This is a genomic window from Pseudomonas fungipugnans (genome assembly GCF_029955235.1).
In the GTDB taxonomy this organism is placed as follows: Bacteria; Pseudomonadota; Gammaproteobacteria; order Pseudomonadales; family Pseudomonadaceae; genus Aquipseudomonas; species Aquipseudomonas fungipugnans.
The window spans coordinates 2,740,451-2,766,294 of record NZ_JARBWL010000002.1 but is presented as its reverse complement, the minus strand read 5'-3'; the positions used below and the strand labels follow the sequence as shown (position 1 = coordinate 2,766,294).

At 60.2% G+C, this 25,844-nt stretch carries 24 protein-coding genes and 1 pseudogene; 12 read left to right on the top strand and 13 right to left on the bottom strand.

What is annotated here, in order from left to right; genetic code table 11:
- Positions 1-298 precede the first annotated feature (298 nt).
- Positions 299-1,675 (top strand): hypothetical protein, encoded by a 1,377-nt coding sequence (locus POF45_RS28020; RefSeq protein ID WP_282317253.1) that lies wholly within the window; start codon positions 299-301, stop codon positions 1,673-1,675.
- A 93-nt stretch (positions 1,676-1,768) separates the two neighbouring features.
- Here POF45_RS28020 and POF45_RS28015 read toward each other — a convergent pair whose 3' ends face one another.
- On the bottom strand, positions 1,769-2,686 hold the full coding sequence (locus tag POF45_RS28015) for a LysR family transcriptional regulator (RefSeq protein WP_259502325.1): 918 nt from the start codon (positions 2,684-2,686) through the stop codon (positions 1,769-1,771).
- Positions 2,687-2,811: 125 nt separating this feature from the next.
- On the opposite strand from POF45_RS28015, the gene POF45_RS28010 reads away from it, so the two are divergent.
- The 7 genes and pseudogenes from POF45_RS28010 (at position 2,812) to POF45_RS27980 (ending at position 10,191) form a co-directional block, all read left to right on the top strand.
- Positions 2,812-3,570 carry a 5-oxoprolinase subunit PxpA gene (locus POF45_RS28010; RefSeq protein ID WP_282317252.1) on the top strand — a complete coding sequence of 253 codons (759 nt, stop codon included), beginning with the start codon at positions 2,812-2,814 and terminating at the stop codon, positions 3,568-3,570.
- Positions 3,571-3,664: 94 nt separating this feature from the next.
- Entirely contained in the window at positions 3,665-3,910 is a 246-nt protein-coding gene (locus POF45_RS28005) for an acetyl-CoA carboxylase (protein ID WP_282317251.1), read from the top strand.
- A 10-nt stretch (positions 3,911-3,920) separates the two neighbouring features.
- The gene (locus POF45_RS28000; RefSeq protein WP_282317250.1) at positions 3,921-5,294 is read left to right on the top strand and encodes an acetyl-CoA carboxylase biotin carboxylase subunit; all 1,374 of its coding nucleotides are present in this window, start codon (positions 3,921-3,923) and stop codon (positions 5,292-5,294) included.
- Entirely contained in the window at positions 5,291-6,163 is an 873-nt protein-coding gene (locus tag POF45_RS27995) for a 5-oxoprolinase subunit B family protein (protein WP_282317249.1), read from the top strand. Before POF45_RS28000 ends, POF45_RS27995 begins: the two co-directional genes overlap by 4 nt.
- Entirely contained in the window at positions 6,160-7,134 is a 975-nt protein-coding gene (locus POF45_RS27990; RefSeq protein WP_259502314.1) for a 5-oxoprolinase subunit C family protein, read from the top strand. Before POF45_RS27995 ends, POF45_RS27990 begins: the two co-directional genes overlap by 4 nt.
- Before the next feature lie 111 nt (positions 7,135-7,245).
- Positions 7,246-8,559 (top strand): annotated as a pseudogene (locus POF45_RS27985) (purine-cytosine permease family protein).
- Between the two features lie 564 nt (positions 8,560-9,123).
- Positions 9,124-10,191: a fimbrial protein gene (locus POF45_RS27980; RefSeq protein WP_282317248.1), complete on the top strand. Its 1,068-nt coding sequence runs from the start codon at positions 9,124-9,126 to the stop codon at positions 10,189-10,191.
- A gap of 227 nt (positions 10,192-10,418) precedes the next feature.
- Here POF45_RS27980 and POF45_RS27975 read toward each other — a convergent pair whose 3' ends face one another.
- From POF45_RS27975 to POF45_RS27965, 3 genes are all read right to left on the bottom strand, one after another.
- Positions 10,419-10,898: a GNAT family N-acetyltransferase gene (locus POF45_RS27975; RefSeq protein WP_282317247.1), complete on the bottom strand. Its 480-nt coding sequence runs from the start codon at positions 10,896-10,898 to the stop codon at positions 10,419-10,421.
- 94 nt (positions 10,899-10,992) lie between these two features.
- Entirely contained in the window at positions 10,993-11,832 is an 840-nt protein-coding gene (locus POF45_RS27970) for an EcsC family protein (RefSeq protein ID WP_282317246.1), read from the bottom strand.
- 140 nt (positions 11,833-11,972) lie between these two features.
- Positions 11,973-12,839 carry a LysR family transcriptional regulator gene (locus tag POF45_RS27965; RefSeq protein WP_282317245.1) on the bottom strand — a complete coding sequence of 289 codons (867 nt, stop codon included), beginning with the start codon at positions 12,837-12,839 and terminating at the stop codon, positions 11,973-11,975.
- Between the two features lie 98 nt (positions 12,840-12,937).
- Between POF45_RS27965 and POF45_RS27960 the strand changes: the two genes are divergently transcribed.
- A complete protein-coding gene (locus tag POF45_RS27960; protein ID WP_282317244.1) occupies positions 12,938-13,879 on the top strand; it encodes a DMT family transporter in 942 nt (313 codons plus the stop codon).
- On the opposite strand, the gene POF45_RS27955 is transcribed toward POF45_RS27960, so the two are convergent.
- The 5 genes from POF45_RS27955 to POF45_RS27935 all read right to left on the bottom strand — a co-directional run bounded on the left by POF45_RS27955 (position 13,872) and on the right by POF45_RS27935 (position 18,171).
- Complete coding sequence (locus POF45_RS27955) at positions 13,872-14,639, bottom strand: ABC transporter ATP-binding protein (protein ID WP_282317243.1); 768 nt, start codon at positions 14,637-14,639, stop codon at positions 13,872-13,874. The two genes, POF45_RS27960 and POF45_RS27955, sit on opposite strands and share 8 nt — an antisense overlap.
- A 20-nt stretch (positions 14,640-14,659) precedes the next feature.
- Positions 14,660-15,373, bottom strand: coding sequence for an ABC transporter permease (locus tag POF45_RS27950; protein ID WP_282317242.1), 714 nt, complete (start codon positions 15,371-15,373; stop codon positions 14,660-14,662).
- On the bottom strand, positions 15,370-16,059 hold the full coding sequence (locus POF45_RS27945) for an ABC transporter permease (RefSeq protein ID WP_259502296.1): 690 nt from the start codon (positions 16,057-16,059) through the stop codon (positions 15,370-15,372). The genes POF45_RS27950 and POF45_RS27945 overlap by 4 nt, the downstream gene beginning before the upstream one ends.
- Before the next feature lie 87 nt (positions 16,060-16,146).
- Positions 16,147-16,935 carry an ABC transporter substrate-binding protein gene (locus POF45_RS27940; protein WP_259502295.1) on the bottom strand — a complete coding sequence of 263 codons (789 nt, stop codon included), beginning with the start codon at positions 16,933-16,935 and terminating at the stop codon, positions 16,147-16,149.
- 66 nt (positions 16,936-17,001) lie between these two features.
- Complete coding sequence (locus POF45_RS27935; protein WP_259502294.1) at positions 17,002-18,171, bottom strand: M20 aminoacylase family protein; 1,170 nt, start codon at positions 18,169-18,171, stop codon at positions 17,002-17,004.
- Between the two features lie 85 nt (positions 18,172-18,256).
- On the opposite strand from POF45_RS27935, the gene POF45_RS27930 reads away from it, so the two are divergent.
- Both POF45_RS27930 and POF45_RS27925 read left to right on the top strand, forming a co-directional pair.
- Positions 18,257-19,246, top strand: coding sequence for a LysR family transcriptional regulator (locus tag POF45_RS27930; RefSeq protein WP_259502292.1), 990 nt, complete (start codon positions 18,257-18,259; stop codon positions 19,244-19,246).
- 101 nt (positions 19,247-19,347) lie between these two features.
- Positions 19,348-20,751 (top strand): aminotransferase-like domain-containing protein, encoded by a 1,404-nt coding sequence (locus POF45_RS27925; protein WP_282317241.1) that lies wholly within the window; start codon positions 19,348-19,350, stop codon positions 20,749-20,751.
- Here the strand turns inward: POF45_RS27925 and panB are convergent, their stop codons facing one another.
- Positions 20,752-21,567: a 3-methyl-2-oxobutanoate hydroxymethyltransferase gene (gene panB, locus POF45_RS27920; protein ID WP_282317240.1), complete on the bottom strand. Its 816-nt coding sequence runs from the start codon at positions 21,565-21,567 to the stop codon at positions 20,752-20,754.
- A 243-nt stretch (positions 21,568-21,810) separates the two neighbouring features.
- Here panB and POF45_RS27915 point away from each other — a divergent pair, with 243 nt between their 5' ends.
- Positions 21,811-22,491 carry a phytanoyl-CoA dioxygenase family protein gene (locus POF45_RS27915; protein WP_282317239.1) on the top strand — a complete coding sequence of 227 codons (681 nt, stop codon included), beginning with the start codon at positions 21,811-21,813 and terminating at the stop codon, positions 22,489-22,491.
- A 6-nt stretch (positions 22,492-22,497) separates the two neighbouring features.
- Here POF45_RS27915 and POF45_RS27910 read toward each other — a convergent pair whose 3' ends face one another.
- The 3 genes from POF45_RS27910 to POF45_RS27900 all read right to left on the bottom strand — a co-directional run bounded on the left by POF45_RS27910 (position 22,498) and on the right by POF45_RS27900 (position 25,820).
- Positions 22,498-23,424, bottom strand: a complete 927-nt coding sequence (locus tag POF45_RS27910; RefSeq protein ID WP_282317238.1) for a Gfo/Idh/MocA family protein — start codon at positions 23,422-23,424, stop codon at positions 22,498-22,500.
- 123 nt (positions 23,425-23,547) lie between these two features.
- The gene (locus tag POF45_RS27905) at positions 23,548-24,816 is read right to left on the bottom strand and encodes a DUF1479 domain-containing protein (protein ID WP_282317237.1); all 1,269 of its coding nucleotides are present in this window, start codon (positions 24,814-24,816) and stop codon (positions 23,548-23,550) included.
- A gap of 125 nt (positions 24,817-24,941) precedes the next feature.
- Positions 24,942-25,820, bottom strand: coding sequence for a helix-turn-helix domain-containing protein (locus POF45_RS27900; RefSeq protein ID WP_282317236.1), 879 nt, complete (start codon positions 25,818-25,820; stop codon positions 24,942-24,944).
- Between the last annotated feature and the right edge of the window lie 24 nt (positions 25,821-25,844).

The window sequence follows — 25,844 nt, the reverse complement described above, 5'->3', positions numbered from 1 at the left end:
GCTCAGGACTTGAGGTGGAAGTAAGGCTAGCCCTCCTCCCCCACTACTGACACGCCCTCCCCTAAAGATTTCAGCCATCAAGCCGATTCAAACGGGCTTGATACTCAAATCGACGAAGGACTGTCCATGCATTCCCCTCCTGCACTCCCCCACGCAGTTCCCTCGATTTTCCCTGGCGTCCGAGCACAACGGAACACGCTCTCGGTCACCCCGCATTAACGTCAAAACGTCGATAACCCAACAAATTACGCGCCCGCTGTTCGCGATGAATTACGGGTGCGCCAAGGAGCTGTTTGCTGTGAGTCTACTTTTTCGCCTGGCGGGCGCCGTCCTCGCTGTGAGCCTGACGGGTTGTGCCCTGCAAGGTAACGGAATGGCCGAATACCATAAGCGCGTCGCCGCCGAGCGCCAGGTACAGAATCAGGCCATGACGGCCCGACTACAAGCCCAGCCGTTACCGTTGGATACCACGATCAAGCTCGGCCAGACGGCCGTGGTGACGGTGAATCTACCGGCAGAAGGCGCCGCGCCAGCCACCCTGGCTCGTCTATTCGCTGGTTGCAATTCGATGAAATTGGCCATGGAATATCGTCGCGCCAAGGACTGGACCAGCCCTTATGCCCTGCCCGCAGACCCAGCGCGGAACACGGCCCAGCAGTTGTGCCAAGCGGTCCGGGACAGCAGTTGGAAGCAGCTTGCGGGCGACAGTGAGGACACTTTATTACTCGATCCGGGCACCCTGGGCACGGCGAACGCTCGGCGTGCGATATGGGTGGGCATCGACTACGGCCGCACCCGCCTGGACGAAACCGCAGGGACGCCCTACGACCGTCAGTTGGAGCGTGTCGAGTTCGACTGCGCTACCCACCAGACCAGCATCCGCCTGGCTTATCGTTTAAACGGCCAGACCCTGCTGCCGCCGCCCACTCAGCCGCTTGACAGTGCATTGGACACCGAACAACGCGCCCGGCTGACGACGGCTGTGTGCGCCTCCCCTGCCAACCTGGCGCAACTCGCCGCGCCCGTCCTGCGGGAAAAATTGCCGCCGAACATGCCGACGCCAGAGATTCCGGCACCCTTGCTCGCACAGGTAAACGCACTGCCTCAGGGACAATCGACCCACACGCTGAGCCATTTGCAGTTCACGTACAACGCCTCCTCGCCAATGGTGCCGCTGGCCGTGATTCGCAACAGCCCCATGGACCTGTATCTGCAACCGGGCCCGGCCCCCGGCCTCTGGCGTCAGCAGGCCACCGGTGCCTTGGGCAGCGAGCGTGTGACCATCCGTTGGCGCGGGCTGATCGAACTGGCCGCGACGAGCAGCAATCCGCTCGCTGGCAAAACCGACAAGCAAAGTGTTCTCACCAGCATCAATCTGGATGGCGATTGGCAAGCCCTCAAGCCTGGCAGTGCTATCGCCTACAGCAAAAATTTTACCGACAGCACTGGCAAACCGTTCGTGCAAAAATTTGCGTGCTCGGTGGGTGAATCCTTTGCGGCCACACAAAAAGTCGCCTCGCTGCAAGGGACGGCGCGCTCTGTAACTTGCTCAGCAAACAACGGGATGAATACCAGCAACGTCTACCTCTACCTGGAGGCTTATGACCTGTTCGTGGAAATCGCTGATACGTCCATGCTCATGGTCCAGGTCAACACGCTCAAGGCGGCGCAATAACGCGCAGACCCGGGGCGCACGCTTTCGCGATCCGCCCCAGTGGCACAACGTTTACGTTCCGGCGGCCCGGTTTTCACACCGCATTGGCTGCTTTCAACGCCGTGCAGAATGTTGTTGCGGCGCCAAAAATGCATCGTGGAAATAATTTCGAAAGGCCTGCATCGCCGGGCTGAATTCCCGTTCGCGATGCCAGGCCAGGCCGACGCTCATTGGCGTCACTTTATCGGTGATCGTCACGGTCTCGATACGCTTGCCTTCCAGTGACCAGGGACGGTGCACCAGGTCCGAGAGAATCGCCACGCCACTGCCGTTGGCGACCATGCTGCGCACCGCTTCCACGGAACTGGTGCGCACTCGCACGTTGGGTTGTTGGTGAGCACGTTCCCAGTAACGCATGGCGCTTTGTTCGGCTTCGTCGACGGTCAGCAGGATGTAGGGTTCTTTCGCAACGTCGGCGAGGCTGACCGCCGAGCGTTCGCACAATGGATGGTGGCTGGGCAGCCATAACCGGCGTTCGGAGTTGAAGAGAATCTCCGAAACGATGTCCGGGTGCGTGAGGTTCGCGGTGAGCACCACGGCCATGTCAAAACGACCTTCCAGCAGGCCTTGTTCGATGGCTTGCCGCTCCTGTTCGTGGACCTCGATGGCCACGTCCGGATGCCAGTGTTCCAGGCGCTGCAAATGGTGCGGCAGGAAGTAACCGATCACCGTGTAGCTCGCCGCCAACCGCAACACGCCACTGGCGCGGATGTCCGGCAACGGGCTGTTCAATGCGTCATCGACGCTGCGCAAAATCACATAGGCCCGATTCAGAAAATGCCGCCCGGCGTCGGTCAGGCTCATGCCCTGCGCCGAGCGCTGGAACAACAGCGTGCCGAGGATGCTTTCCAGTTCCTTGATCGCTGTGGTCACCGCCGACTGGGAAATATTCAAGTGAATCGCCGCCTGGGATATTTGCCCGATCTCGGCGGTGGCGACGAAATAACGGACTTGGCGCAGGGTCAGGGACATGGGCACTCCGGTCGACGAGGTATCTGTTTTTCAGAAGATACTCTATCTGTTAATAGATCTTCCCAAGGGGTTGGCAGAAATCTAACGTGGCCTGCATGAAGTCACAAGCGTCGGGAGCAAGCGTTATGCAGGCAGTAGATTTCAACTCGGACATGGGCGAAGGTTTTGGCCCATGGACCATCGGCGACGGGGTCGACAATGAGCTGATGGGCTTCATCAGTTCGGCCAACATCGCCACCGGTTTTCATGCCGGCGACCCCGGCACCATGCGCCGCACCGTCGAGCAGGCCAAACGCCTGGGCGTGGCCATCGGCGCACATCCGGGGTTTCGCGACCTGGTCGGTTTCGGCCGCCGGCACATCAACGCGCCGGCCCAGGAACTGGTCGACGACATGCTCTATCAGTTGGGCGCCCTGCGTGAACTCGCCCGGGTTCAAGGCGTGGCCCTGCAACACATCAAACCCCATGGCGCGCTCTACATGCACCTGGCCCGAGACGAGGAAGCCGCCCGTTTGCTGGTGGAAAACCTGCAGCGTCTGGAACCGGAGTTGCTGCTGTATTGCATGCCCGATTCGGTGATCTGGCGTGTCGCCACGGAACTCGGCCAACCGGTGATCCGCGAGTTCTATGCCGACCGCGAATATGACCTCACCGGCTCCATCGTCTTCACCCGCAACGTGCGTGCCTACGACCCGGCCCGAGTCGCCGCGCGAGTGCTGCGCGCCTGTCAGCAAGGCGTGGTGCGCACCGTCGAGGGCGAAGACCTGGCGATTGAATTCGATTCCATCTGTTTGCACAGCGACACACCGGGCGCCCTGGCCTTGGTCCACGCCACGCGTCAGGCGCTTGATGGCGCCGGTATCACGGTGCGCGCACCGCGCTGAGGCCACACGAAAACACCGGGCACACAGACGCCCGGGTTTGCCCACCGATTCACTTTTTGCCTGCCTTTCTACAACTATTCCAAGAGGAACAGACATGGCCGAACACACTGTCATCACCCCGTTGCCGGGGACCTTCTACCGCAAAGCCACCCCGGACTCGGCGAACTTCGTCGAGGTCGGCGCGCACGTCAACGCCTACACGGTGATTGGCCTGATCGAGGTCATGAAGCAGTTTTCCGAACTGACCGCCGGGACGGCCGGTCGCCTCAGTGCTTTTCTGGTAGAAGACGGTGATCCGGTGGAGCCGGGTCAAGTCGTCGCAACACTCGACGACGAGTGAGGGCGCGATCATGACGCAAGCCATTGATAAATTACTCATCGCCAACCGGGGCGAGATCGCCGTGCGGATTATCCACGCCGCCAAAGCGCTGGGGATTCCCACCATTGCCGCGTGCAGTGAGGCGGACGTCGATTCCCAGGCGGCGCGCATGGCCGATGAGGTGCATCTCCTCGGCCCGGCCCGCGCCGATAAAAGTTACCTGAACGTCGAGGCCTTGCTTGGCGCCTTGAAGGCCACCGGTGCCAACGCGGTCCACCCCGGTTATGGCTTTCTCTCGGAAAACGCCGATTTTGCCGAAGCGGTTGTTGCTGCCGGCGCGATTTTTGTTGGCCCAAGCGCGCAGACGATCCGGCGCATGGGCGATAAAGCCGAGGCGCGGCGCACTGCACAAGCGGCGGGTGTGCCGGTGGTGCCGGGCTCACCGAGGGAATTGTTCGACGTCGAGTCGGCGCTCAAGGCCGCCGAATCCGTTGGCTACCCATTGTTGATCAAAGCCTCTGCCGGCGGTGGCGGGCGCGGTATTCGGCTGGCGGAAAACGCCCGGCAATTGAGTGAAGAGTTTCCCCGCTCCCAGCGCGAAGCCCAGGCGGCGTTTGGTAATGGCGCGGTGTACCTGGAGCGGTTTATCAGCAAGGCCCGGCACATTGAAGTGCAGGTATTGGGGGACGGTCAGCGCGCAGTGCATTTGTTTGAGCGCGAGTGTTCGTTGCAACGTCGCCGGCAGAAAATCTTCGAAGAAGCGCCGTCACCCGTCCTCAGCCAACAGCAACGCGAAACTCTTTGCGCCAGCGCCGTGCGGCTGACCGAATCCCTGGGCTACAAGGGCGCCGGCACCCTGGAATACCTGTATGACGACACGACCGGCGAATTCTTCTTTATCGAGATGAACACGCGGATTCAGGTGGAACACCCGGTCAGTGAATTGATCACCGGCATCGACCTGGTCCAGGCCATGTTGCGCATCGCGGGCGGCGAGCCGCTTGGCTTCAGGCAAAGTGACATTCAACTCAACGGTGCCGCCCTGCAGATGCGCCTTAACGCCGAAGACCCGGCGCGGGATTTCTTCCCCAGCCCAGGCCTGGTCGAGGAACTGATCTGGCCTCACGGCGAGGGCATCCGCGTCGATACGCACCTGTATCAGGGCTACCGCGTGCCGCCGTACTATGATTCGCTGCTGGCCAAGCTGATTGTTCACGGAGCCAATCGCGCCGAGGCCTTGGCCCGTGCACGGGTCGCCGTCGCGCACACCACGCTCACCGGCATGGCCAGCACCCTGCCCTTGCACGGCGAATTGCTCGAACAACCGTGGCTGCACAGCGCCGACTTCCACACCGGCACCCTGGAAACCTGGCTGGCCGAGCGCCGTAGCGGAGGTGAAGCATGAGCACTGCGATCCGCTACAGCTTTGGCGCCGACGAGCATTTGTTTGCCGAAGTCAGCGACAGCATGTCCCTGGACGCGTTCTTCAAGGGCCTGGCCGTCACCCGTGCGGTGGAACGACTGGCGCTGGATGGCGTGCTCGATATTTGCCTGGCCAACGCCTCGTTCCAGATCCGTTTCGACCCGGATCGCATCGCCCCTCATACCTTGCTCGAAGCGGTAAAAATCGCCGAGGCCGGGGCTGTCGCCGAACGCACGTTGCAGACGCGGATCATCGAGATTCCGGTGCTCTACAACGACCCCTGGACCCACGAAACCCTGATGCGCTTTCGCGATCGGCATCAAGACCCGAGCGCCACGGACCTGGAATACGCCGCACGCATCAACGGTCTGGCCGACGTCGAGGCGTTCATCGCTGCCCACAGCGGCGCGCCGTGGTTTGTCTCGATGGTCGGCTTCGTTGCGGGGCTGCCGTTCATGTTCCAGATGGTCGAGCGCGAGCGTCAGTTGCAGGTGCCCAAGTACCTGCGACCGCGCACCGACACGCCGAAATTGACGCTGGGTCACGGCGGTTGCTTTGGCTGCATTTACTCGGTGCGCGGTGCCGGTGGTTATCAGATGTTTGGCGTCACGCCAGCGCCGATCTACGACCCGCAACAGAGCCTTGCGTACCTCAAGGAGCACATGGTGTTTTTCCGTCCGGGCGACATCGTGCAATTCAAACCGATGGACCGCGACGCCTACGACCATGCGGTGGCCGAAGTGAAGTCCGGGCGCTTTGATCTGCGGATTCGCCCGGTGGAGTTCTCGCTGGACGCGTTTCTGGCCGACCCCGTTGGCTATCCCAAGTCGTTGCAGGAGGTGCTGGCATGATCAAGGTCCTCAAACCCGGTCTCGCCACTTCGGTACAGGACCTGGGCCGCGAAGGTTATTACCACTTGGGCATTCCCCCTTCCGGCGCGCTCGATCAATACGCCTTGAGTGCCGCCAATCAACTGGTCGGCAACCCCGCGGGTTCGGCGGCGCTGGAATGCACGTTGCTCGGGCCGGAGCTGGAGTTTCAGCAGGACGCACTGGTGGCGGTCTGCGGCGCGCACATGACGCCACGGGTCGATGGCGTGGAAATGCACCACGACACGGCGTTCACGGTGAAAGCCGGGCAAGTGCTGCGGTTTGACTTTCCCAAGGCCGGTGCTCGCGCCTATGTCGCGGTGGCCGGTGGCATTGATGTGCCGGTGGTACTCGGCAGTCGCTCGACATACGCGTTGGGCGCGCTTGGTGGTTTTCAGGGGCGCAGGCTGGTGGCCGGTGATCAACTGCCGGTCGGCATCGCCAGCGGCAAGAGCCGCGCCGGGGCCAGTTTGCCCATGGCGCTGCGGCAATCCCTGGGTGGCGAAATCAGCCTGCGGGTCGTGCCCGGCTTGTACTACCACCGCTTGACCGAATCGGCGGCGAAGAGCTTTTTCGCCGAGCCGTGGACCGTCGGTTCTGAGGCCGACCGCATTGGCTATCGCTTCAAGGGCGGCAGCGCACTGAGCTTCCAGCCCCGCGAGCAACCGTTCGGCGCCGGTTCCGATCCGTCGAATATCGTCGACAGTTGCTATCCGATTGGCTCGATCCAGGTGCCGGCCGGGCTCGAACCCATCGTGCTGCACCGCGACGCAGTGTCCGGTGGCGGCTACGCGATGATCGGCACGGTGATCAGCGCCGACCTCGATTTGATCGGCCAGATGCAACCCAACCAGAAGGCCCGCTTTGTCGCGGTGACCCTCGAAGAGGCGCTGCAAGCGCGACGTTCCTACAAGAAAAAGCTCAGCTGCCTGAGCAAGCTGTTCCCTTCCTGATTCTGCCCGCCGTCTAGCGCGGGCCATGCCAAACGGCAAGCCAACGCCGCACTTCGGTGCGGTGACGGCTGCCCGCGCTTCAACCTTTGACTGGTTCTGGAGTTCACGCATATGGCTGCTTTATCGCAATCGAGTCAAACCGGGCAAGACCCGGCTCATCACCCCGTTCCAACCGAAGCGCGCATGGGCCGATTGTCCCTGACCATGGCCTGGTGGGCGGTGTGCAGTGCGATGTTTTATATCGTGGTCGGCGCTTCACTGGCGTTGTCCTATGGCGCGCGCAATGCCCTGATCGGCATGGTGCTGTCAGTGATCAGTTATGGGCTGGTCAACAGCGTGCTCAGCCGCTTCGCAATCCGCAGCGGCTTGTCGGTGGCGCTGTTTTCACGGCTGCTGTTTGGCAGCACCGGGGCCTGTCTGGCGACGTTGATCTTCTTTTCCACGGCGATCTATTACGCCGTGTTCGAAGGTTCGGTGATCGCCGTGGCGCTCCATCACCTGTACCCGGAACTGCTCTATCCGCTGGCCGCATTGGCGGTGGTGCTCTACAGCGTGCCGATGATTCTGGGCAGCGTTCAGCACTGGCTGGACAAGCTCAACGGCGTGTTGCTGCCGGTGTACCTGGTCGGTTTGCTGGTAGCCGTGGGCCTGTCGATCAGTCGTTATGGCTATCAGCCGCAATGGCTGGATTTCGGCCCGGCAACACCCAGCGCGTTCGGCTGCTGGGACTGCTTCGTCGCCTACATGGGCGTCTGGGTATTGATGCTGTTCACCTTCGACTATGCGCGCTTCGGCAAACCTGAAGACGCCGAGTACCACGGTCGCTGAAACTTCGGCATGCCGTTCTACGCAGTCACCTTTTTGCTCAACGGTGCGGCCGGCATCTACCTGGTCAGCAGCATTCCCCACCAAGGCGCGCTGAACGAAGTCTCGGTGGTGATGGCGATCTTGCAGTTGATGGGCTTGTGGGGATTGCTGTTTGTCTGGGCCACGCAAACCCGGATCAACACCGCCAACTACTACCTGGCCACGCTGAACATGCAGGCGTTCTTTGGCCGATTTGGCCTCCGTGGTTCGTACGTGATGTGGGCATTGGCGGTCGGGGTGATCGTCTACAGCCTGATGCTCGCGGACGTGTTCAGCTACATCCTCAAGGCGTTGGCCTATCAAGGGATTTTCGTGGTGGCCTGGGTCGGCGTGGCGTTGGCCCAGATCATCTATGGGCGCAGCGAGGTGGCGCTCATCGATCAGGCGCCAGCGTTCAATTCCGTAGGCTTGACCGCCTGGTTCGGCGCCACCGCGCTGGGGTTGGCGCTGATGTTTTCCGGCGGCGGCCTTGGCAGCCTGTCCGCGCCGTCTACGGTGATTGCAGCGTTTGCCTTGCAGGCAGGCTTGGGCCGTCGAGGGCGGGTGCAGTTGGCGTAGTTGGGTTGGTCATTTACTTGTCCAGTACCTGCCTGTCCTTAGGGGGTGGAGCGGGTACTGGAAAGATCATTAAAAATACATGGACAGGTTTGCCAGTGGCCATTTCTGAGCGCAAGCCGCGACGAAGACAGCGATCTGAAAGAGAATTACACACTCACTCTGGCAACTGGGGAGAGAGTGAAGGGAAGGCCCTCTAGCGTCTGTTGGCCTTGCTAGATGCCGATGGCGTGCGCTCGACAGCATTGCCGTCATCACGCCCTTTCAGAACATACGCAACCAGCTCAAGGACCGCTTATCCGCAAAGATGGTGCGATGCTTGAGAGACTGCAGTGAAATAATTGCTGCCCTATGCAATTGGCAGCTTTCGGCCAAAGACAGACATTCAAGCTGTTCTAGAATCTAGCCGGTATTGCTTCAATCGCGACATCTCCCGTGCGCAGGCCCCTCTCCTCGCGCCGGCTGCTCGCTGAATCGATATCAGTGGTGAACCGTGTTTTACAAAGTCGCTCGAGAAGTCACTGAGCCTTTTGGCACCCTCCCAGCGTTCTGCCAATCGAACACAAGATGAATAGAACCCCAGCAGTACACAATTTAAGAAACGTCTTATGTTTTGCAGCGAACTTTTACGTCATCATCGCCCCCCAATTTTTTTGTAAAACTACTATGATCGACATCAACGATTCAGAAAATTCAAAACAACGGCGCTCACTGTTTGCTATAGCGGCCGCAATAGCATTCGTTTATTCACCAGGCACATTAGCTGCAAAATGTGTTTTCAGTAGCGGGAGTAAATTCACTGCAAATTTTGGGAGTGCGCCAATTAACTTGACGGTACCTAGGGATGCTCCTATCGGAACGATCGTGTACCAAGAATCAATCACAGCGCCTGCGAAGGGGTTCACATGCGGTACAAACACACCCTTTATTTTCGCTTTGAACCCTGCACTAGGTAGCGTTACCACTGGAAATGTTTTCCCGTTAGGGAAAACAGGACTATCTCTCAAAATAAATTACCAATACTTCGGTTACCTTTTTGCGAACGGCACTCTACCAGGAACTTCCTATCGTGACCCCGCCAGGAGCTACACTATCGAAATAATCAAATCAACTGAACAGCCGATGAAAAACATCGTTCCTGCTGGTCACTTGGGAACACATATGTTTGGAGATCTAGACCTTGTAAGTATCAATCTAACAAATCCAATTATTTTAAATTCCGCTTCCTGCCAAACCCCCGATGTGACAGTTCAAATGGGGGAAGACTACCAATTACAGGATTTCAGTAAAGTTGGTGATGCGCCCCGTACAATCAAGTTCAACATCGAGCTCAATGAATGTCAGACAGGCATTCAAAAGGTTACCTATTCGCTCAGAGCTACTTCTCAAGTCATAGATCAGAAGAATGGAGTTATGGCCCTAAACACCACCTCAACAGCAAAGGGAATCGGCTTGAAATTGATGAATGATGCTGGACAACCTATCGACTTAGGAACAACCTACTCTTTAAACGGGTTCAATGCCAACGGGACGAACTTCAAGATACCGTTATCTGCTGCTTATTACCGTCTGGCGGACAAATTAGAAGCAGGCACTGCTAATGCCTCAGCCACTTTCACGGTTAATTATCTGTAATGCGCTCACACACAAAATATGAAATATCGGATTAGACTTGAATTCACCTCATCGCCGATATCGATGAATACCCATGGATGAATCTACCCCAGCTTTGTAAATCCTCCAAACCACAACTAAGGCCTGCTACGCCCTACGTAACTGTCCGCTTCTGGCGGATTGCTGCCTCTCACAAAAGGCCGTTATCGACCCATCGCGAATATCCGGCTGGCAGTGCGCCCAGCAAATCAACCTGCAACCCAAAGCATCGTCTGAACCTCAATATACGGATGACTTTCCAACGCTTCCCATTCATCCAGGAACACAAACCCCTGCTTCAGATAAAAGTTCGAAGCTCTCGCATTCTCCGGAGAAACGTCGAGAAAAACGCGATCAACGCCTTTACCCACCGCGCGAGCTTTTACTGCCTCCACCAGCCGGGCTGCCGCGCCGGAGCCCCGTGCGGCAGGTTCAACCCACATGCCGATCAAGTTATAGCGATTCGCGCTGCTGACGGCGGCACCGATCATGGCGACCGGTGTGTCTGCGTCGAAGGCCAGCCAGAATTCTGTTCCGGTTGATGAGGCTCGCTCTTTCCACTGTTCGTCGGTGTACTGGGCGGCTGTTTGGTAACTCACACCAAACGCCGTGGGTGTGTCCAAAAGTGCGGCGAGTCGGATTTGCTTCAAAAGCATCCAGTCTTTTGTTTCCGTCGGTCGAATGTCCATGATCTTCCTGAAAAACAAGCAATACCTCAACGTCTCACAAGCGTGTCGAGGGAGCAACCCGGAGGGTGTGCAAGACGGTCGCGGAACAGGGGGCTCAACTCACCCCATGCGCGTCCTTGATAGCCGTGTACTCACTCTTGATCTGCTCGAAGCCATATTTGTCCTCAAGCCTTTTAACGATGAAGTGCCCTCGGGCCATGTCCTGATAGAAATGGGTAAACAGTGCGTTGATCGTCGCGCCGGTAAAGGCGCCCATCACGGGAACGGCCTGTGCCGCGAATTTGCTGGAGATGGTAAAGCCAAATCGTGTCGCGACTTTATCGATCAGTATCGCCAGCCATTTCCCGGCCTGCCCCGGGGAAAGGCTGCTGATGGCCTTGGAGCCCTGCTTGGCGGCTATGCCCGTCAGTTCCTTGGACAGCTGTTGCATCGCCTGAGTGGTGAAACTGCGGGTCATGTAGTAGCCCGTCTCGGTCGCATCGTCGGCCTGGCTGTTGCCGCCCATGGCGAACACCTCGATGCACGCCTGCTTGGTGGCAAAGTCACCCAGGTCAAAGCCTTCGCTGCGGGCCACGTCGGCGACCGAGCGCATCATGATAGTGGTGGAGATCGGCAGTTCGATAAACAGCGCCGCAATGCCGAAGGCCCCGCCGATGGCGCCCGAGGTGGCGGCGTAGATCTTGTGCAGCCGGGTCGAAGCTGGTTTTTTCGGGTTGTTCTCCAGGCTCCAGAGCGCCGCGTCAGCGGACGAATGCAGCGCCGCCGCCACGGCGCCGTTGATCCGCTTCGACACCACACCCGGCAATGCCTTTACCGCGCTTTCGATGGGTGAGCCAATCAGGCCGGACAGCCTTGCCGTCAGCGAGGGTGATTCCAGTAAACCCACGGCCCGCTTCAGGTCCTGATAGTCCTGCGGGTTGTCTCTGATGCTCACAGGCGTCTCCCTTGGATTTTTCCTGTTGTTTCATAAGCCAAAGACCCGCGAGGCCGGCCATAGTGCCCGGCGAATCGCATCGGCCCTGATAAATCATCTTTGTCTTGTTGCGCAGCGAGACCGGCAAGTGCCTGGATGCCTTAACGCTCGAACCCATGGCTGATCAATCCCGCCAACACCTCCCCCGCCGCACTCAGCTCCCCTGGCGCCAGCATCAGTCTTAATTCATGCACCGGCAGTTCCGGGAAGCCGTCGGCAGCGTTCAGTACGCGCATGCCTTGGCGCACCTGGGCACGGTCGACGATGCCGATGGCCAGCCCGGCTTCGATGGCGGTTTCCAGTGCGGTGACCCCGGCGCTCATGATCACCGCCCGCCAGCGCCGGCCTTGCTGGCTCAGCGCGTCCACCGCCACGCTGCGGTACGGACAATCCTTGCCGTGCAAGGCAAGGGGCACCGGTTTGTCGAGGTCTGGCCGGTAGTCGTGGGCGGCGACCCACACCGGTTGGGTGAGGCCGAAGGTCTTGAGGCAGCGCATCGGCGAAGCTGCATCAACCGGCGCCACGATCAGCGCCATGTCCAGTTGCCCGCGCTGCAGGCGGTTGTTCAAGCGGCCGCTGGCACCGGTTTCAACTTCCAGCTCGATGTGAGGAAAATCCGCCGCCAGGTGCGGCAGCGTACAACCCAGTACCCCGCCCGCATACTCCTCGGAAATGCCTAGTCTGATTCGGCCACTGGCCACCGGCGTGGTGAAGCTGTCCAGCAGTCGGTCGTGGAGGCGCAGCAGTTCGGCACTTTGCAGCGCAAAGCGGCGGCCCAGTGGCGTCAGGCTGACGGTCTGATTGTCGCGCTCCAGCAAGCGCCCACCCGCCACGGCTTCCAGGCGGCGAACATGCAGACTGACCGCCGACGGGCTTTTGTTCAAAAAGCTCGCAGCCGCGAGGAATTGCCCAAAGCGCACAATCGCGTGAAACGTTCGCAGCAGTTCGATATCCAGCGTCTCGGCCATGATTGATAAATCCTGCATCAATGGTGCTGATCGTATCGTTTGATTGCATCAGCACTTCATTCATACCATCGAACTCATCCCGCGTCAGGTGCCATTCGATGAACGTCAAACAGACTCGCTTATCACTGTTGACCAGCGGCGCATTGCTGCTGGCGATGGTCGTCAGCTGGAGTTCCGGCTTCATCGGCTATCGCTATGTGGCCGATCAGGGCAGCGTCTACCTGGCCTCTTTATGGCGCTTCATCCTGGCGGCGGCGGTGTTGTTGCCCTTCGCCTGGGCGGGTTTGCGTGAAGTGCGCAGGCGCGATGTCGTGCATCAAGGGCTGCTGGGGTTGTTCGCGATTGGCGGTTACATCGGGCCGATTGCCGCCTCCATTCAGCTGGGCGTCGCGCCGGGCACGGCTTCGGTCATCGCCAATCTGCTGCCGCTGACGATCGTGCTGCTGGCTGCTAGCGTGCCCGGTCAGCGCACACGCGGCTGGCAATGGTTGGGGCTGGCGCTGTGCCTGACCGGCATGCTGGTGGCCAGCGGCGCCAGCGTCGATTGGGGGGCGGCCAGCCTCTGGGTCTACAGCTTGCCGGTGTTGGCGGTGCTCTCGCTGGCGGCGGCCACGCTGTACCAGAAAGCGGCGCCCGGAAAGTCGATGCCGGCCTCGACCGCACTGTTCATTCAGGTGTGTGCCGTGGTCCCGGTGTTTGCGCTGCTGGCCTGGTGCGAAGGGGAAATACAGCCACCGACCCGCACAGGATTTGCAACGGGCGTTCTGTGGCTGGTGGTCTTCTCGACCTTCGGCGGCTATGGATTTTATTGGCTGTGCCTGCAACGCTTCAGCATTCAACGCATCAGCGCTGCGCTTTTCCTGACGCCACCGGTAACGATGATCTGGGCCTGGCTGCAGTTCGACGACCCGCTGACCGTCAGTGCGACAGTCGGCGTCGGATTGACCCTGCTGGGGTTGCCGTTGCTGGGGATGAGCCCGGTGGCTGGGCGTCGCGCCAGCAAAACCGGCCGGCGCCGCGCATCGGATGTGATTACTTGAGGCTCCCGGCCAGGAACTGCTGCAACCGCTCGCTTCGGGGCTGCGCCAGGATCGCGCTCGGCGCGCCCTGCTCTTCCACCCGTCCCTGATGCAAAAACATGACGTGGCTGGACACCTGCCTGGCGAAGGCCATTTCATGGGTGACCACCACCATCGTCCGGCCTTCCTCTGCCAGTTGCTGCATGACCTTGAGCACCTCGCCCACCAGTTCCGGGTCCAGGGCGGAGGTGGGCTCATCGAACAGCATCACCTGGGGCTCCATGGCCAGCGCACGAGCAATGGCGACTCGCTGCTGCTGGCCGCCGGACAGCTGGACCGGATACTGGCCCTCGACCTTCGACGGCAGGCCGACCTTGGCGAGGTAATGCCGCGCCCGTTCCAGCGCCTCCCGTCGGCCAATGCCCAGCACGCTCATCGGGCACTCGACAAGGTTTTCCAGCACCGTCATGTGGCTCCACAAGTTGAAATGCTGGAACACCATCGACAGTTGGCTGCGCACCGTTTGAAGCTGCCGGGGATCGACGGCGCACAACTCGCCCCGTGAATTCTTGCGGGTCAGCAGCTCTTGGGAATTGACGACGATCCGCCCCGCCGACGGTTGTTCCAGATGGTTGATGCAGCGCAAGAAGGTGCTTTTCCCGGAACCCGAGGAGCCGATGATGCTGATCACATCGCCCGCTTTGGCCCTGAGCGAAACACCCTTCAAGACTTCATGGCTGCCGTAGTTTTTATGCACATCTTCAACGATCAATTTATACATTCGGGCAAGTCCCATGGGGTTCAGTGCGTCCGGGGGTTGAGGTAGGCCAGCCAATGCAGCTCGCCGCGCCGGAACAGCCAGATCAGGAAAAACGCGCTGGCGGCATACAACACCCCGGCAATGCCAAAGGCGCTGAACGAGGCGTAGGTGGCCGAATTGACGTCCCGGGCGATTTTCAGCAGGTCGGGCACCGTGGCGGTAAAGGCCACCGAGGTGGAATGCAGCATCAGAATCACTTCATTGCTGAAAAACGGCAGGGCCCGGCGCAACGCCGACGGCAGGATGATCCGGCGATAGAGGGTGAACGGACTCATCCCGTAAGCGCGAGCGGCCTCGATTTCGCCGTAGGGCGTCGCGCGGATCGAGCCGGCAAAGATCTCGGTCATGTAGGCACAGGTATTGAGCCCGAACGCCAGTACCGTGCAGTTGAAGCCGTCACGGAAAAACGCGTTGAGAAAATCCTGGGACTGAACCACGTGCAGGCTGTACACCCCGGTGTAGAAAAACAGCAGTTGGATGTACAACGGGGTGCCGCGAAACACATAGGTGTAGCCCCAGACCGGCAGACGCAGCAGCGGATTGCGGCTGACGCGGGCAATCGACAGCGGCACCGCGAGCAAGAAGCCGATCACCACCGCCAGAATCAGCAGCCACAGGGTCACCGCCAAGCCGGAAAAATGTAGCCCGTCACGCCACAGGTAAGCCTGCCAGTAGTCTTCGAGAATACCGGTCATAGCTCGGCCTTCCTGACGCCCACCGAGTAACGGCGCTCAAGCCACAGCAACACCCCGTTGGACAGCGTGGTGATGGCCAGATAAATGAGGCCGCCCACCAGCGTGAAATAAAAGAACTGCATTGAACCCTTGCCCGCGTCCTGCGTGGCCTTGACCACATCGGTCAGGCCGATGATCGACACCAGCGCCGTGGACTTGATCAACACTTGCCAGTTATTGCCGATACCCGGCAAGGCATGACGCAGCATTTGCGGGAACAGAACCTTGCGAAAGACTTTGCTGCGGCTCATGCCATACGCCCGCGCCGCTTCGAGCTGACCCGCCGGAACGGCCTGGAAGGCACCGCGAAACGTCTCGGTAAAGTAGGCGCCGTAAATGAAGGCCAGGGTCAAGACACCGGCCAGCAACGGGTCGATGTCGACCTGCCTGACGCCGAGCCAATCGGTGATCCGGTTGAGCAGCATCTGCAGGCTGAAGAACAACAGCAACATGATCACCAGGTCCGGCATGCTGCGGATCAGCGTGGTGTATCCGGTGGCCAGCGCCCGCAATAAACGGTTGGAGGACAACTTGGAACTGGCGCCGAGCAGTCCTGCCAGCACGGCGATCAACAATGACCATAACGCCAGTTTGAGGGTGGCCAGGGTGCCCAGCAGGATTTGCGGGCCAAAGCCTTCCAGAAGCATTTCACTCTCCTTGTTCTTGTAGGTTGAGGTGATGGGATGCTGAAACAGGGCGGTCGGTCGACTGCCCTGCTGAAGGTTGCGAGGGGGTTATTTCGCGCCGTAGACGTCGAAATCGAAGTACTTTTTGTTGATCCGCGCATACGTGCCATTGGCGAGGATGGTCGCCAGCGCCTTGTTCAGGTCTTCGCGCAACGCGACATCGCTCTTGCGCAGGCCAATGCCATCGCCGACGCCGAAAAAGACCGGGTCATCCAGGGTCGCGCCGGCAAACTCGAAGTCCTTGCCCGCTGCCGTGCCCAGGAAGCCGTAGCTGGCTTGAATCGCGCCCTGCAGCGAGGCATCGAGTCGCCCCACCACCAGGTCCGCGTACACCTGGTCCTGATTCTGATACGACAAGACGTCCACGCCTTTCGAGCCCCAGACCGCCTTGGCATACGCTTCCTGGGTCGAGCCCTGTTCCACGCCAATGCGTTTGCCCTTGAGCGATTCGAGGGTCGGCAACAGGCCCGATCCACGCTTGACCACCAGCCGCGCCGGCGCATTGGAGACTTTGTCAGTGAAGGCAATCTGCTCCTGACGCTTGGGCGTCACGGTCATCGATGACGCCACCGCGTCGAACTTGCGCGCCAACAACGCCGGGATCATCCCGTCCCAGCTGCTTTCAACCCAGACGCAACGCGCTTTCAGTTCGGCGCAGAGCGCTTCGGCGATGTCGACCCCAAAACCGGTCAGCGTGCCGTCCTGATTCTTGTATTCCAGCGGCGGGTACGTGGGATCGACGCCCAGCCTCAACTCTTTGCCAGACCAGTCCGCCGCCCCAGCCAGGCTGGATGCCGTCAGGCAAAGCAGTGAAACAGCCGCAATCATCTTGTTCATTGTTATTTTCCTCTCCAGACCGCAGACGATAGGTGTACAGACTGACGCTCGAAAAAAAACGGCGCCTTAACTCAGGAAATGCTCGACCAACTTGACCCAGTAACTCGCCCCGATGGGCAGGCAGGCATCATTGAAGTCATAGCCGGGGTTGTGCAGCAGGCAACCGCTCTCGCCGTCGCCATTGCCGATCACCAGGTAACTGCCGGGGCATTTTTCCAGGATGAAGGCAAAGTCTTCACTCGCGGTAAAGGGCCGCAGGTCGTCGATCAGCTGTGCTTCACCCAGCCAGTCCAGGGCAACCTTTCGGGCAAACGCGGTGGACTCGGGGTGGTTGATCAATACCGGGTGGCAATGCTGATAATCGATCTCGGCCCTGGCGCCAAAACTCGCCGCCTGAGCGGTTACCAGCTCGGTAATTCTGACTTCGAGCAACTGGCGAATCTCGGGGGTCAGGGCGCGCACGCTCAGGCTCATCTGTGCGCTGGACGGAATCACATTCGAGGCGCTTCCGGCATGGATGGAGCCCACCGTGATAATGGCCACGTCCTGCGGATTGACGTTGCGCGAGACGATGCTTTGCAGTGCGATCACGATCGAGGAGCACACCACCACCGGGTCGACCGCTTTGTGCGGCACCGCGCCATGGCCACCGTTGCCAATGATGTTGATCGTCACCGTGTCGGCAGAGGCCATGAACGGCCCGCTGTAGAAACCCAGGTGCCCGACCGGGTAGCCCGGCACGTTGTGCATGGCGAAAATCGCATCACACGGAAAGCGCTCAAGCAGGCCGTCCTCCAACATTTTCCTCGCGCCGCCCAGCCCTTCTTCGGCCGGCTGGAAGATCAGTTGCAGCGTGCCGTTGAACGCCCGGGTGTGCGCCAGATGCCTGGCTGCCGTCAACAGCGTTGCCGTATGCCCGTCGTGACCGCAGGCATGCATCACCCCGTCGATCTGGCTGGCATAAGGCAAACCGCTGGTTTCCTGTATCGGCAGTGCGTCCATGTCGGCGCGTAAGCCGATGGAGCGGCCCTCGCCATTTTTCAGCGTACCGACGACGCCGGTCTTGCCGACGCCGGTGCTGACCTCATAACCCCACCGGGTCAAACATTGCGCAACCCGCTCGCTGGTGACGAACTCTGCAAAACCCAATTCAGGGTGCGCGTGAATGCTGTGACGCACTGCGATCATTTCATCCTGGATCGCGGCAATACCAGGCAGGACATGGCCGGCATTCATTGTGGTTCCCCTTCGACAAGCGTTGAGCCGTTGATGGGGTGGATCTTAGGCAATGGCCTCTGGGCTGGGGAGACGCAGTTTGGTTATGATGACAACCATCAGTTGTCACCAGGGTGAGCAGATGAAACTGCATCAATTACAAGCGCTGATTGCCAGCGCCGAAACCGGTAGCATCCGGGCCGCCGCACGTTCGCTGGAGATTTCCCAGGCCGCCGTGACCAAGGCCCTGCGCGAACTGGAAACCAGCCAACAGCTGCCGCTGTTCACCCGAACCCCCAACGGCCTGAGCTTCACCGAGTACGGCAAAGTGCTGCTGACCCACGCCCGGCTGGTGATCAAGCAACTGGAGCACGCACAGACTGAACTCGATCACATGCGTGGCAAAGCCCAGGGCCGGCTCTGTGTCGGGGTCACACCGTGGATCGCCCTGACCTTCCTGCCCGAAGTCGTGCTGGCCTTTCGCGAGCGCATGCCGCAAATCCGCCTGGAGTTGTTCGAAAGCCTGATGGCCGTGGCCCAGCCGCTGTTGCGCGACGGCAGCATGGACTTTGCCATCGGCCAGTTGCACCCGGCGCAATCAACCCAGGAATTTGCCTGCGAAACCCTGCTCGATTACCAGACCTCGGTGCTGGTCCGCCAGGGCCACGCCCGACAGGATGCGCGATCAATCCATGAACTGCTGGAGCAGAACTGGACGTTGAACTATGCACCGGACGGGCACGACGGGCTGATGCAGGAGTTGTTCTGGCAGCACGGCGCGCAGATCGACGAAAACCGCATCGTGCGTGCCCACTCACTGGCGATTTTGCAGATGATGGTCGAGCGCGCGGACATGTGCACCTGGGGCCCGTCCATCGTCAGCATTGCCCCGCCTTTCCTCGGCCGACTGGTTTCCCTGAAGCTGGCTGAACAGTTCGAACCGCGACAGCTGAGCATCGTCACACGCCGCAATGGAGCCCTGAGCAATCCCGCGGTGTGCTTCACCGAGTGCCTGTTGCAGGTGATTCGGCGCCATGCGCGTTCGGCGAAAAAGGAAGACCGTGCACTGTTTGATACCTTGCGGCTGCTGATGTGAGAGGCTTGATGTGATTGGCATGAGGCCAGGATTAATCGCCGCACCTGAACATCCGGCGACGTTGCCGTGAGGCGGACACACAGGAATGACAGCCAGTGCGTATGGATACCAACAAAGACGCTTGCTTCGCCTATCAGGCGGTGTACCGCTATCTCGTCGAGCTGATCGAAACCGCCGCCCATTCGGGACGTGAGCAGAAACTGCCGTCCTTGCGGCAACTGGCCCTGCGCCTCGGCGTGTCGGTGTCGACGACCAAGTACGCCTATGCGCTGCTCGAGGACGAGGGGCGGATCCATGCCAGACCCAGGTTCGGTTATTACACCAGGGCGATACCCGCCCCTCCTTTGAGTGAACGTTCGTCCAACCTGCTGGACGCCGTGTTCTTCAACGCACGCCAGCCGGGGATGCTGGCCCTGAGCAGCGATGCACCGGCGATGTTGTTGTCGCTGGAAAACCCGCTGTTGATGCTCGAGCGCGAACTGGCCCGCCAATACCCGCGTGCCCCCGCGCCGCTCTATCAGCCGTTCGGCGAGCCCGAGTTGCGCGCAGCGTTGGCTGATCGCTACACCCATGCCACTGACCGCCACTGGCAGGCCGAGCACGTCTATATCGGCTCGGACCTGCACAGTGTGCTGGAGTTGTCGCTCAACGCCCTGAGTCTGCGGGGCACTGTGGCGCTAGTGGAATCGCCGTGCTCATGGGCGATCCTGCGTCAGTTGCAGGCGGCGCAGATCCGCGTGATCGAAGTGCCTCTCGGCGAGGACGGACGCTTCAACCTGCCCGCGCTCAGTGGACTGCTCAGTCGTGAACCGATCCGGCTGGCGGTGTTGTCGTCGACCGTGAACATACCCCAGGGCCAGCTGATGCCGGCGCAGGATAAACAGCAGATCTGTCGCTGGCTGGCGGAGCGGGATATCTGGCTGTTGGAAAACGACACTTATGGCGAGTTGTCTTTTCCGGTAAAGCCCACCCGCTATCGCGACTTTGCCGATCCGGAAAAACTGCTGGTGTTCTCGACCTTCGACAAGATCATCGGCCCGGAAGCGCCCTACGGTTATCTACTGTGCCGCCAGCATGGGCCGCAGTTGCATCGGCTGTTCCTGGAACGGGCGTTTCGCCTTTCGCCGATCCGGCAAAAAGCCATCGCCAAACTCTTCAACTCCCGGCGCATCGACCAGCATCTGACCACGTTGCGTGCCCTGTTGCTGGACCGAATGCAGCGCATGAAGGCCTTGCTGGAGGCACACGGCAACGGCCAATGGCAGGTGGTGGTCCCGCAAGGCGGCGCGGCCTTCTGGCTCAAGACCACGCGCCCGATAGACATGCGCCGGGTGTTCGAACGCTTGCTGGCCCGGCGCATCGTCATCGCTCCTGGGGAAATCTTCAGCCTGCAAGGAGCGTGGAGTCAGCACGTGCGCCTGAGCTACACCCTCGACTGGAGCAAGGATATTGCCCAGGCCCTGAAGTCGCTGGCCCAGGCGATTGGCGAAGAGCGCTCGCCATAACTAGAGACCGTAGCAGTGCCGCGCTTCCGGGAAACGGCCATGACGCACGTCTTCGGCAAAACGCTCGCAGGCGTCGCGAATCACCGCGCCGACCTCGGCGTATTGTTGGACGAAGCGCGGCATCTGCCCATCGCTCAGACCCAGCACGTCTTCGGTGACCAGCACCTGGCCGTCGCAGGCCGGTGAGGCGCCAATGCCGATGGTGGGCATTTTGGCGTCCAGGGTGATCTGCCGGGCGACGCCTTCGGCCACACCTTCGAGTAACAGGCTAAAGGCGCCTGCTTCGAGGTTGGCCCGGGCGTCCCCGGCAATCAGCGCAGCCGTTTCGGTGGTCAGGCCCTGAGCCTTGAACCCGCCCATGACATTGACGAACTGCGGCATCAGCCCGACGTGAGCCATGACCGGAATACCGCGCGCCACCAGAAATTCGACAGTACCTGCCAGCGCCTTATTGGCTTCCAGCTTGACCGCATCGCAACCGGTGCGCGCCAAGACCTGGGCGCAATTGCGAAAGGCCTGTTCACTGGACTCCTGATAACTGCCGAAAGGCATGTCGGCGATGACGCAGGACAGCCGCGAGCTGTCGACCACGGCCCGGGTGTGGCCGATGATTTCTTCGAGCTGCATGCTCAGTGTCGAGGCCCGACCATAACCAACCATGGCCGTAGAGTCACCGACCAGAATGAAATCGACGAAGGGGTCGATCAGCTTGGCTATTGAACTGGAGTACGCCGTCAGGGATACGATTTTCTGTTGGCCTTTCATTGCGACCAACTGCGGAACGGTCAATCGTTTGGTACGGGTATGGATGCTCATAGGTGTCTTCCTGGGGGTGGTCACCTCAAGGTACGGATGGGCGAAATCGTCGAACGCTCTTCCATCCAGCACTCAATACCCAGAGGTTTGGAGTGCCCGATTATTGGTTGAACGCAAAAGGATTCAATGTACAGATTTGCCCTGAAAAGCTACCCAGGTGCCTTGCGGACTCCGCCCCATTGCAGGGAGGAGAGAGGCTTTTTCGTCTACATTGGCTGAGTACCAAAGGGAATTGAGCCAACCATGACTGAACGCCAACAACTCCATCAAGATGGCTATGCGCTGCTCCGTCGGGCGATCCCGGCCCAGTGGCTGAGTGACCTGCGTGCCGTGTTCGATGCCGGGGTGAAGCCGTCGGACCAATGGCCCGTGCCGCGTGGCATGGATTGGCGGCATTCGCTGCTGGATGCTGATTCGACGGTTCAGGCGGTGTGTCGTCTGCCACAGTTGCTGGCAGTGGTGGGCGAGTTGATCGCAGAACGGTTCTTTCTCTCGCAGGTGGAAGGTCGTGAGCCCCTTGCCGGTGGCGGTCATCAACCGCTGCACCGCGACTTGTCGGCACAGCGGCCGGGCGACATCGTCAACGCCATCGCTTTTTTCGACGATTATGGCCCCGACAATGGCGCGACCCGAATCGTCCCCGGCAGCCATCGCCCTGAGCCGGGAGCGCCGCCATTGGACTGCAATGACGAGTCGCGGTCGGTGCAGCTTACAGGCTGCGCGGGTGACATCCTGGTGTTTGATGTCGACCTGGTGCACGCAGGCAGCCTGAACTCGATTGGCACGCGCCGCCGTTCCATCCTGATCAGTTATTTTTCGGAATCTCTATACGCCTCACACCTGGAAACGGTGAGCCTGCGAAGCATTCGGATGGACACCAGCGAGCGGTTCAATCCTGCGGATTTTACCGCCCGCCTTGGCTGATCGCGGTTACTCGTAGAACGGTTCAACCGACGTCCGGCTGCCGACAAAAAAACTGTCGGCAACCAGTCGCAGCGGCTGGAGGTCCAGGTCGCGGGTCTTGTCGGCAATCAGTTGTTGAAAATGTCGATACAGCGCCGCGTACTCGCCCTCCTCCGAGACGGCTTGGCGCACGCCGTCGATACTCAACAGTGCGCCACCGCTGTCCAGGCGCAGGGTGCCTTCGGTGCAGCGAATCTCGATGCTCCAGAGTTCGTCATGACCGTGGTCGAAATCGAACTCCGCGCGCACATCCAGCTCGCGCGCGTCAGACATCTTGATGGAAGCGGCAATCGGCGACTGGCAGTTACTGGGGACTCGCAATTCGGCAGATTCGACAAACAGCGGCAACGCCAGCAGATGGGTGGCAATCGACAAGGCATTGATGCCGGGGTCGAACACGCCCAGGCCTCCGGGTTGCCAAATCCAGGCCTGGCCGGGGTGCCACTTGCGCACGTCCTCCTTCCAGTCGATCTGTACGCTTTGCGGGGTGCGCGTGGCCAGCCAGGCACGGGCCGCTTCGATGCCCGGCGCGTAGCGTGAATGCCAGGCGAACAAACCGCTGACGCCTTGCTCCCCCGCCTGATCCACCAACGCCATCGCTTCGCCCAACGTGGCGCACGGCGGTTTTTCGACCAGTACGTGTTTGCCGGCGGCAAGCGCTAGTTGCACCAGGGCGAATCGTCCTTGGGGCGGGGTGCAGAACGCAATGGCATCGACCTGCGGGCCATTTTCGAGCAGCTCGCCCAGGGACCGGAAATTCTCCACCCCGGCGCAGGGCTGCCCTTGGGTTGCGACAGACACCAACCGGAACGCGGGGTTGGCGTTGATAGCGGGGACGTGTTGATCCTGGGCGATCTTGCCGTAGCCCACCAGACCGAGACGGATCGGTTGCATCAATGACTCCTGACTTTTTCTTGTTTTGGCATGCGAACTGACGAGATTACGTTTGTATGGCGGGGAAGTCATGGACGACGTGCTTGCGCTCCCTTTGGCCTACGGACTTTGAGCAATCCGCCTTTACTCCAGCCCCAACCCACGACGACCGAGCGCATTCAATTGCGGCGCCGTAAATCGCCCCGTCCAGCACTGTTCATAATCTTCACGAGGGAAATCATCCGGCGAAACACCCTGCTCGAACGCCCTCAGTACGTCCCCGGCATAACGCCGGTTTTTCGCGCACATGGGCGCCGCCGGTACGTACATGACGTTGCCCCAGCCCTGCTGATTTTCCACCGGTGCCACGCTGTGGACCACGTCGCAGTGCCACCACACCGAATCACCTGCCTGTACCTCCGGAATCGGCGTCATGCCCTGAAGCAGCAGTGGGTGCCACTTTTCAGACACGGGCAGCACCTTGCCCGGCGCAACGCCGCACAACTCATCTTCGGGCACATCGTCCAGCAGCGGTCGCAGCAGCAGGTAGGCCATGGCCTTGGGGATCGGCAACGTGTGCAGCACGCCTTGGTCGGCCAGCATGTCGGACAGCGCCGTCCAGCCCTGAAAAGTCCTGAAGGCCGAACATTTCACCGTGTCCTTGTAGGCGTATTCGTCGACCTCGGTGCGAAAGGCCGCATCCCAGGGATCATAGGATTTGAAATCGTTGTTGTAGATCTTGTCGAAAACCTTCAAGTACGCAGGATGAAGCCAGCGCTCCAATGCGCCGGAATCGGTATGCGCGCCAAGCCCTCTGGAGGTCGTTCCGGGAGGACGACGGCGAACACGGTCCGGGTACAGCGCGTTCACGTCGGGGTTGAACCACTCCTGCCCGTGGGAACGGTTTTTCCACAACCGGTTCAGGAACGATTGGGCGGTGCCCATACGTTCGTGCTGACGCAATTGCATTTGGGATGGCGACCAATAGATGGGGAAAATTTCCGGGCGCGAAGCCTCAAGATTGCCGAAAAACTGATCCGCTGGACCACGATAAACCGCATCGAAATCGTTGTTGTCCAGATAGTCCAGAAGGCCTTTGTCCCACGCCAGTACCTGATCCCTCGGGAAATGGTTTTTGATCACCAGACACCCTCGCCGCTTGATGGCAACCCGCTGCGCTTCAGTCACCTGCCCGTTGGCGATGACGTCGTATTCGAGTACTGGCCAACCCGAGCCGGTCAGGGCTTGCTGCACTTTGATCGACTCGATTTCAGTGGCGATGAAGTCGCTGACCTCGGCGAACAGTGACGCCACATCACCGATCTGCGCACGCAGCGCCTTCTTCATTTTGACGATGCTGTCTTGATGGTTTTCCGGCAGTACGGCGCTTTCAAAGGTTTGATATTTGCTCATCGGTTGACCTGCTGATTCTTGTTGTTCATGCAGGTATGAAAACACTTGAGGCTGCCAGGGCGGCAGCCTCATTTGGCGCGTTCAGTAGTACGATTATGGCGATAGTTCCGGCAGACAAGACAGCATCAGGCTGACTGGAAACGATGCCCATGCTGGCGACGAAACTGCGACGGCGTCATGCCCTTCTGCGCCTTGAACTGGCGATTGAACAGCGCCTGGGACGAGTAGCCCACTTGCCCGGCGATAACGGCAACGGCCAGGTTGCCTTGCATCAACAGCGCGCAGGCGTGGCCGACGCGCAGACGGACGATGTAGTCCAGCGCCGTGCACCGGGTGTGCCGGCGAAACATTCGATGGAATGCCGAAACGCTGACGCAGGCCATCTGCGCCAACTCGGGAATGCTCAAAGGACCTGCGTAGTGCCCGTGCATGTGATCCAGAACCCGACGCAGACGCACGTCATCCATGATCTGTGGCGCTGCATGAGTGGCTTTTTGCACGGCAATGCGCTGCGCAGTGGTGTCCCGCGATAACGTGTTGAGCACCGCCAGCAGCGAGATCAGGCGTTGTGCCGCGTCCTGCTCCACCATTGATTCGATCATCGGGCGCAGCGCCTGCGACACCGCATCGCTGAAACTCAGCGCGTGTTGCGCGGCAGCCAGCAGCGGAGCAATCGGCCCCATTTCGGGGAACAGCCGGACCAGCGAATCCGCCCAGGCCTCGGAGAACCAGATGACCAGGGCAATGTGCGGTTTGGCAGGGTCAATACGTTCAACGGAAGACCAGCTGTGGGGAACGTTCGGGCCCACCAGCACCAGGTCGCCGTCATCGTATGGCACGACATCGTTGCTGATGTAGCGGTGCCCGCGACTGTTCAACGTCAGGGTCAGTTCGTATTCCGGATGGTGATGCCATTCAAAGGGAATCGCATCCGCCAACCGTCTGTTCAGCAGTGTCCACGAAGCGTTCGTCGAAGGTGGAACCTGCTCGAAACTGGGCTTCATGGGCGGATTGTGCCTGGCTGAAAA

Coding starts and splice junctions, on each gene's coding strand:
- POF45_RS27980 (WP_282317248.1), top strand. CDS start 9,124: ATGAATAGAACCCCAGCAGTACACAATTTAAGAAACGTCTTATGTTTT.
- POF45_RS27905 (WP_282317237.1), bottom strand. CDS start 24,816: ATGAGCAAATATCAAACCTTTGAAAGCGCCGTACTGCCGGAAAACCAT.
- POF45_RS27950 (WP_282317242.1), bottom strand. CDS start 15,373: ATGACCGGTATTCTCGAAGACTACTGGCAGGCTTACCTGTGGCGTGAC.
- POF45_RS28000 (WP_282317250.1), top strand. CDS start 3,921: ATGACGCAAGCCATTGATAAATTACTCATCGCCAACCGGGGCGAGATC.
- POF45_RS27965 (WP_282317245.1), bottom strand. CDS start 12,839: ATGGCCGAGACGCTGGATATCGAACTGCTGCGAACGTTTCACGCGATT.
- POF45_RS28010 (WP_282317252.1), top strand. CDS start 2,812: ATGCAGGCAGTAGATTTCAACTCGGACATGGGCGAAGGTTTTGGCCCA.
- POF45_RS27935 (WP_259502294.1), bottom strand. CDS start 18,171: ATGAATGCCGGCCATGTCCTGCCTGGTATTGCCGCGATCCAGGATGAA.
- POF45_RS27910 (WP_282317238.1), bottom strand. CDS start 23,424: ATGCAACCGATCCGTCTCGGTCTGGTGGGCTACGGCAAGATCGCCCAG.
- panB (WP_282317240.1), bottom strand. CDS start 21,567: ATGAGCATCCATACCCGTACCAAACGATTGACCGTTCCGCAGTTGGTC.
- POF45_RS27975 (WP_282317247.1), bottom strand. CDS start 10,898: ATGGACATTCGACCGACGGAAACAAAAGACTGGATGCTTTTGAAGCAA.
- POF45_RS27960 (WP_282317244.1), top strand. CDS start 12,938: ATGAACGTCAAACAGACTCGCTTATCACTGTTGACCAGCGGCGCATTG.
- POF45_RS27915 (WP_282317239.1), top strand. CDS start 21,811: ATGACTGAACGCCAACAACTCCATCAAGATGGCTATGCGCTGCTCCGT.
- POF45_RS27955 (WP_282317243.1), bottom strand. CDS start 14,639: ATGTATAAATTGATCGTTGAAGATGTGCATAAAAACTACGGCAGCCAT.
- POF45_RS28005 (WP_282317251.1), top strand. CDS start 3,665: ATGGCCGAACACACTGTCATCACCCCGTTGCCGGGGACCTTCTACCGC.
- POF45_RS27930 (WP_259502292.1), top strand. CDS start 18,257: ATGATGACAACCATCAGTTGTCACCAGGGTGAGCAGATGAAACTGCAT.
- POF45_RS28015 (WP_259502325.1), bottom strand. CDS start 2,686: ATGTCCCTGACCCTGCGCCAAGTCCGTTATTTCGTCGCCACCGCCGAG.
- POF45_RS27995 (WP_282317249.1), top strand. CDS start 5,291: ATGAGCACTGCGATCCGCTACAGCTTTGGCGCCGACGAGCATTTGTTT.
- POF45_RS27925 (WP_282317241.1), top strand. CDS start 19,348: ATGGATACCAACAAAGACGCTTGCTTCGCCTATCAGGCGGTGTACCGC.
- POF45_RS27940 (WP_259502295.1), bottom strand. CDS start 16,935: ATGAACAAGATGATTGCGGCTGTTTCACTGCTTTGCCTGACGGCATCC.
- POF45_RS27990 (WP_259502314.1), top strand. CDS start 6,160: ATGATCAAGGTCCTCAAACCCGGTCTCGCCACTTCGGTACAGGACCTG.
- POF45_RS27900 (WP_282317236.1), bottom strand. CDS start 25,820: ATGAAGCCCAGTTTCGAGCAGGTTCCACCTTCGACGAACGCTTCGTGG.
- POF45_RS27945 (WP_259502296.1), bottom strand. CDS start 16,059: ATGCTTCTGGAAGGCTTTGGCCCGCAAATCCTGCTGGGCACCCTGGCC.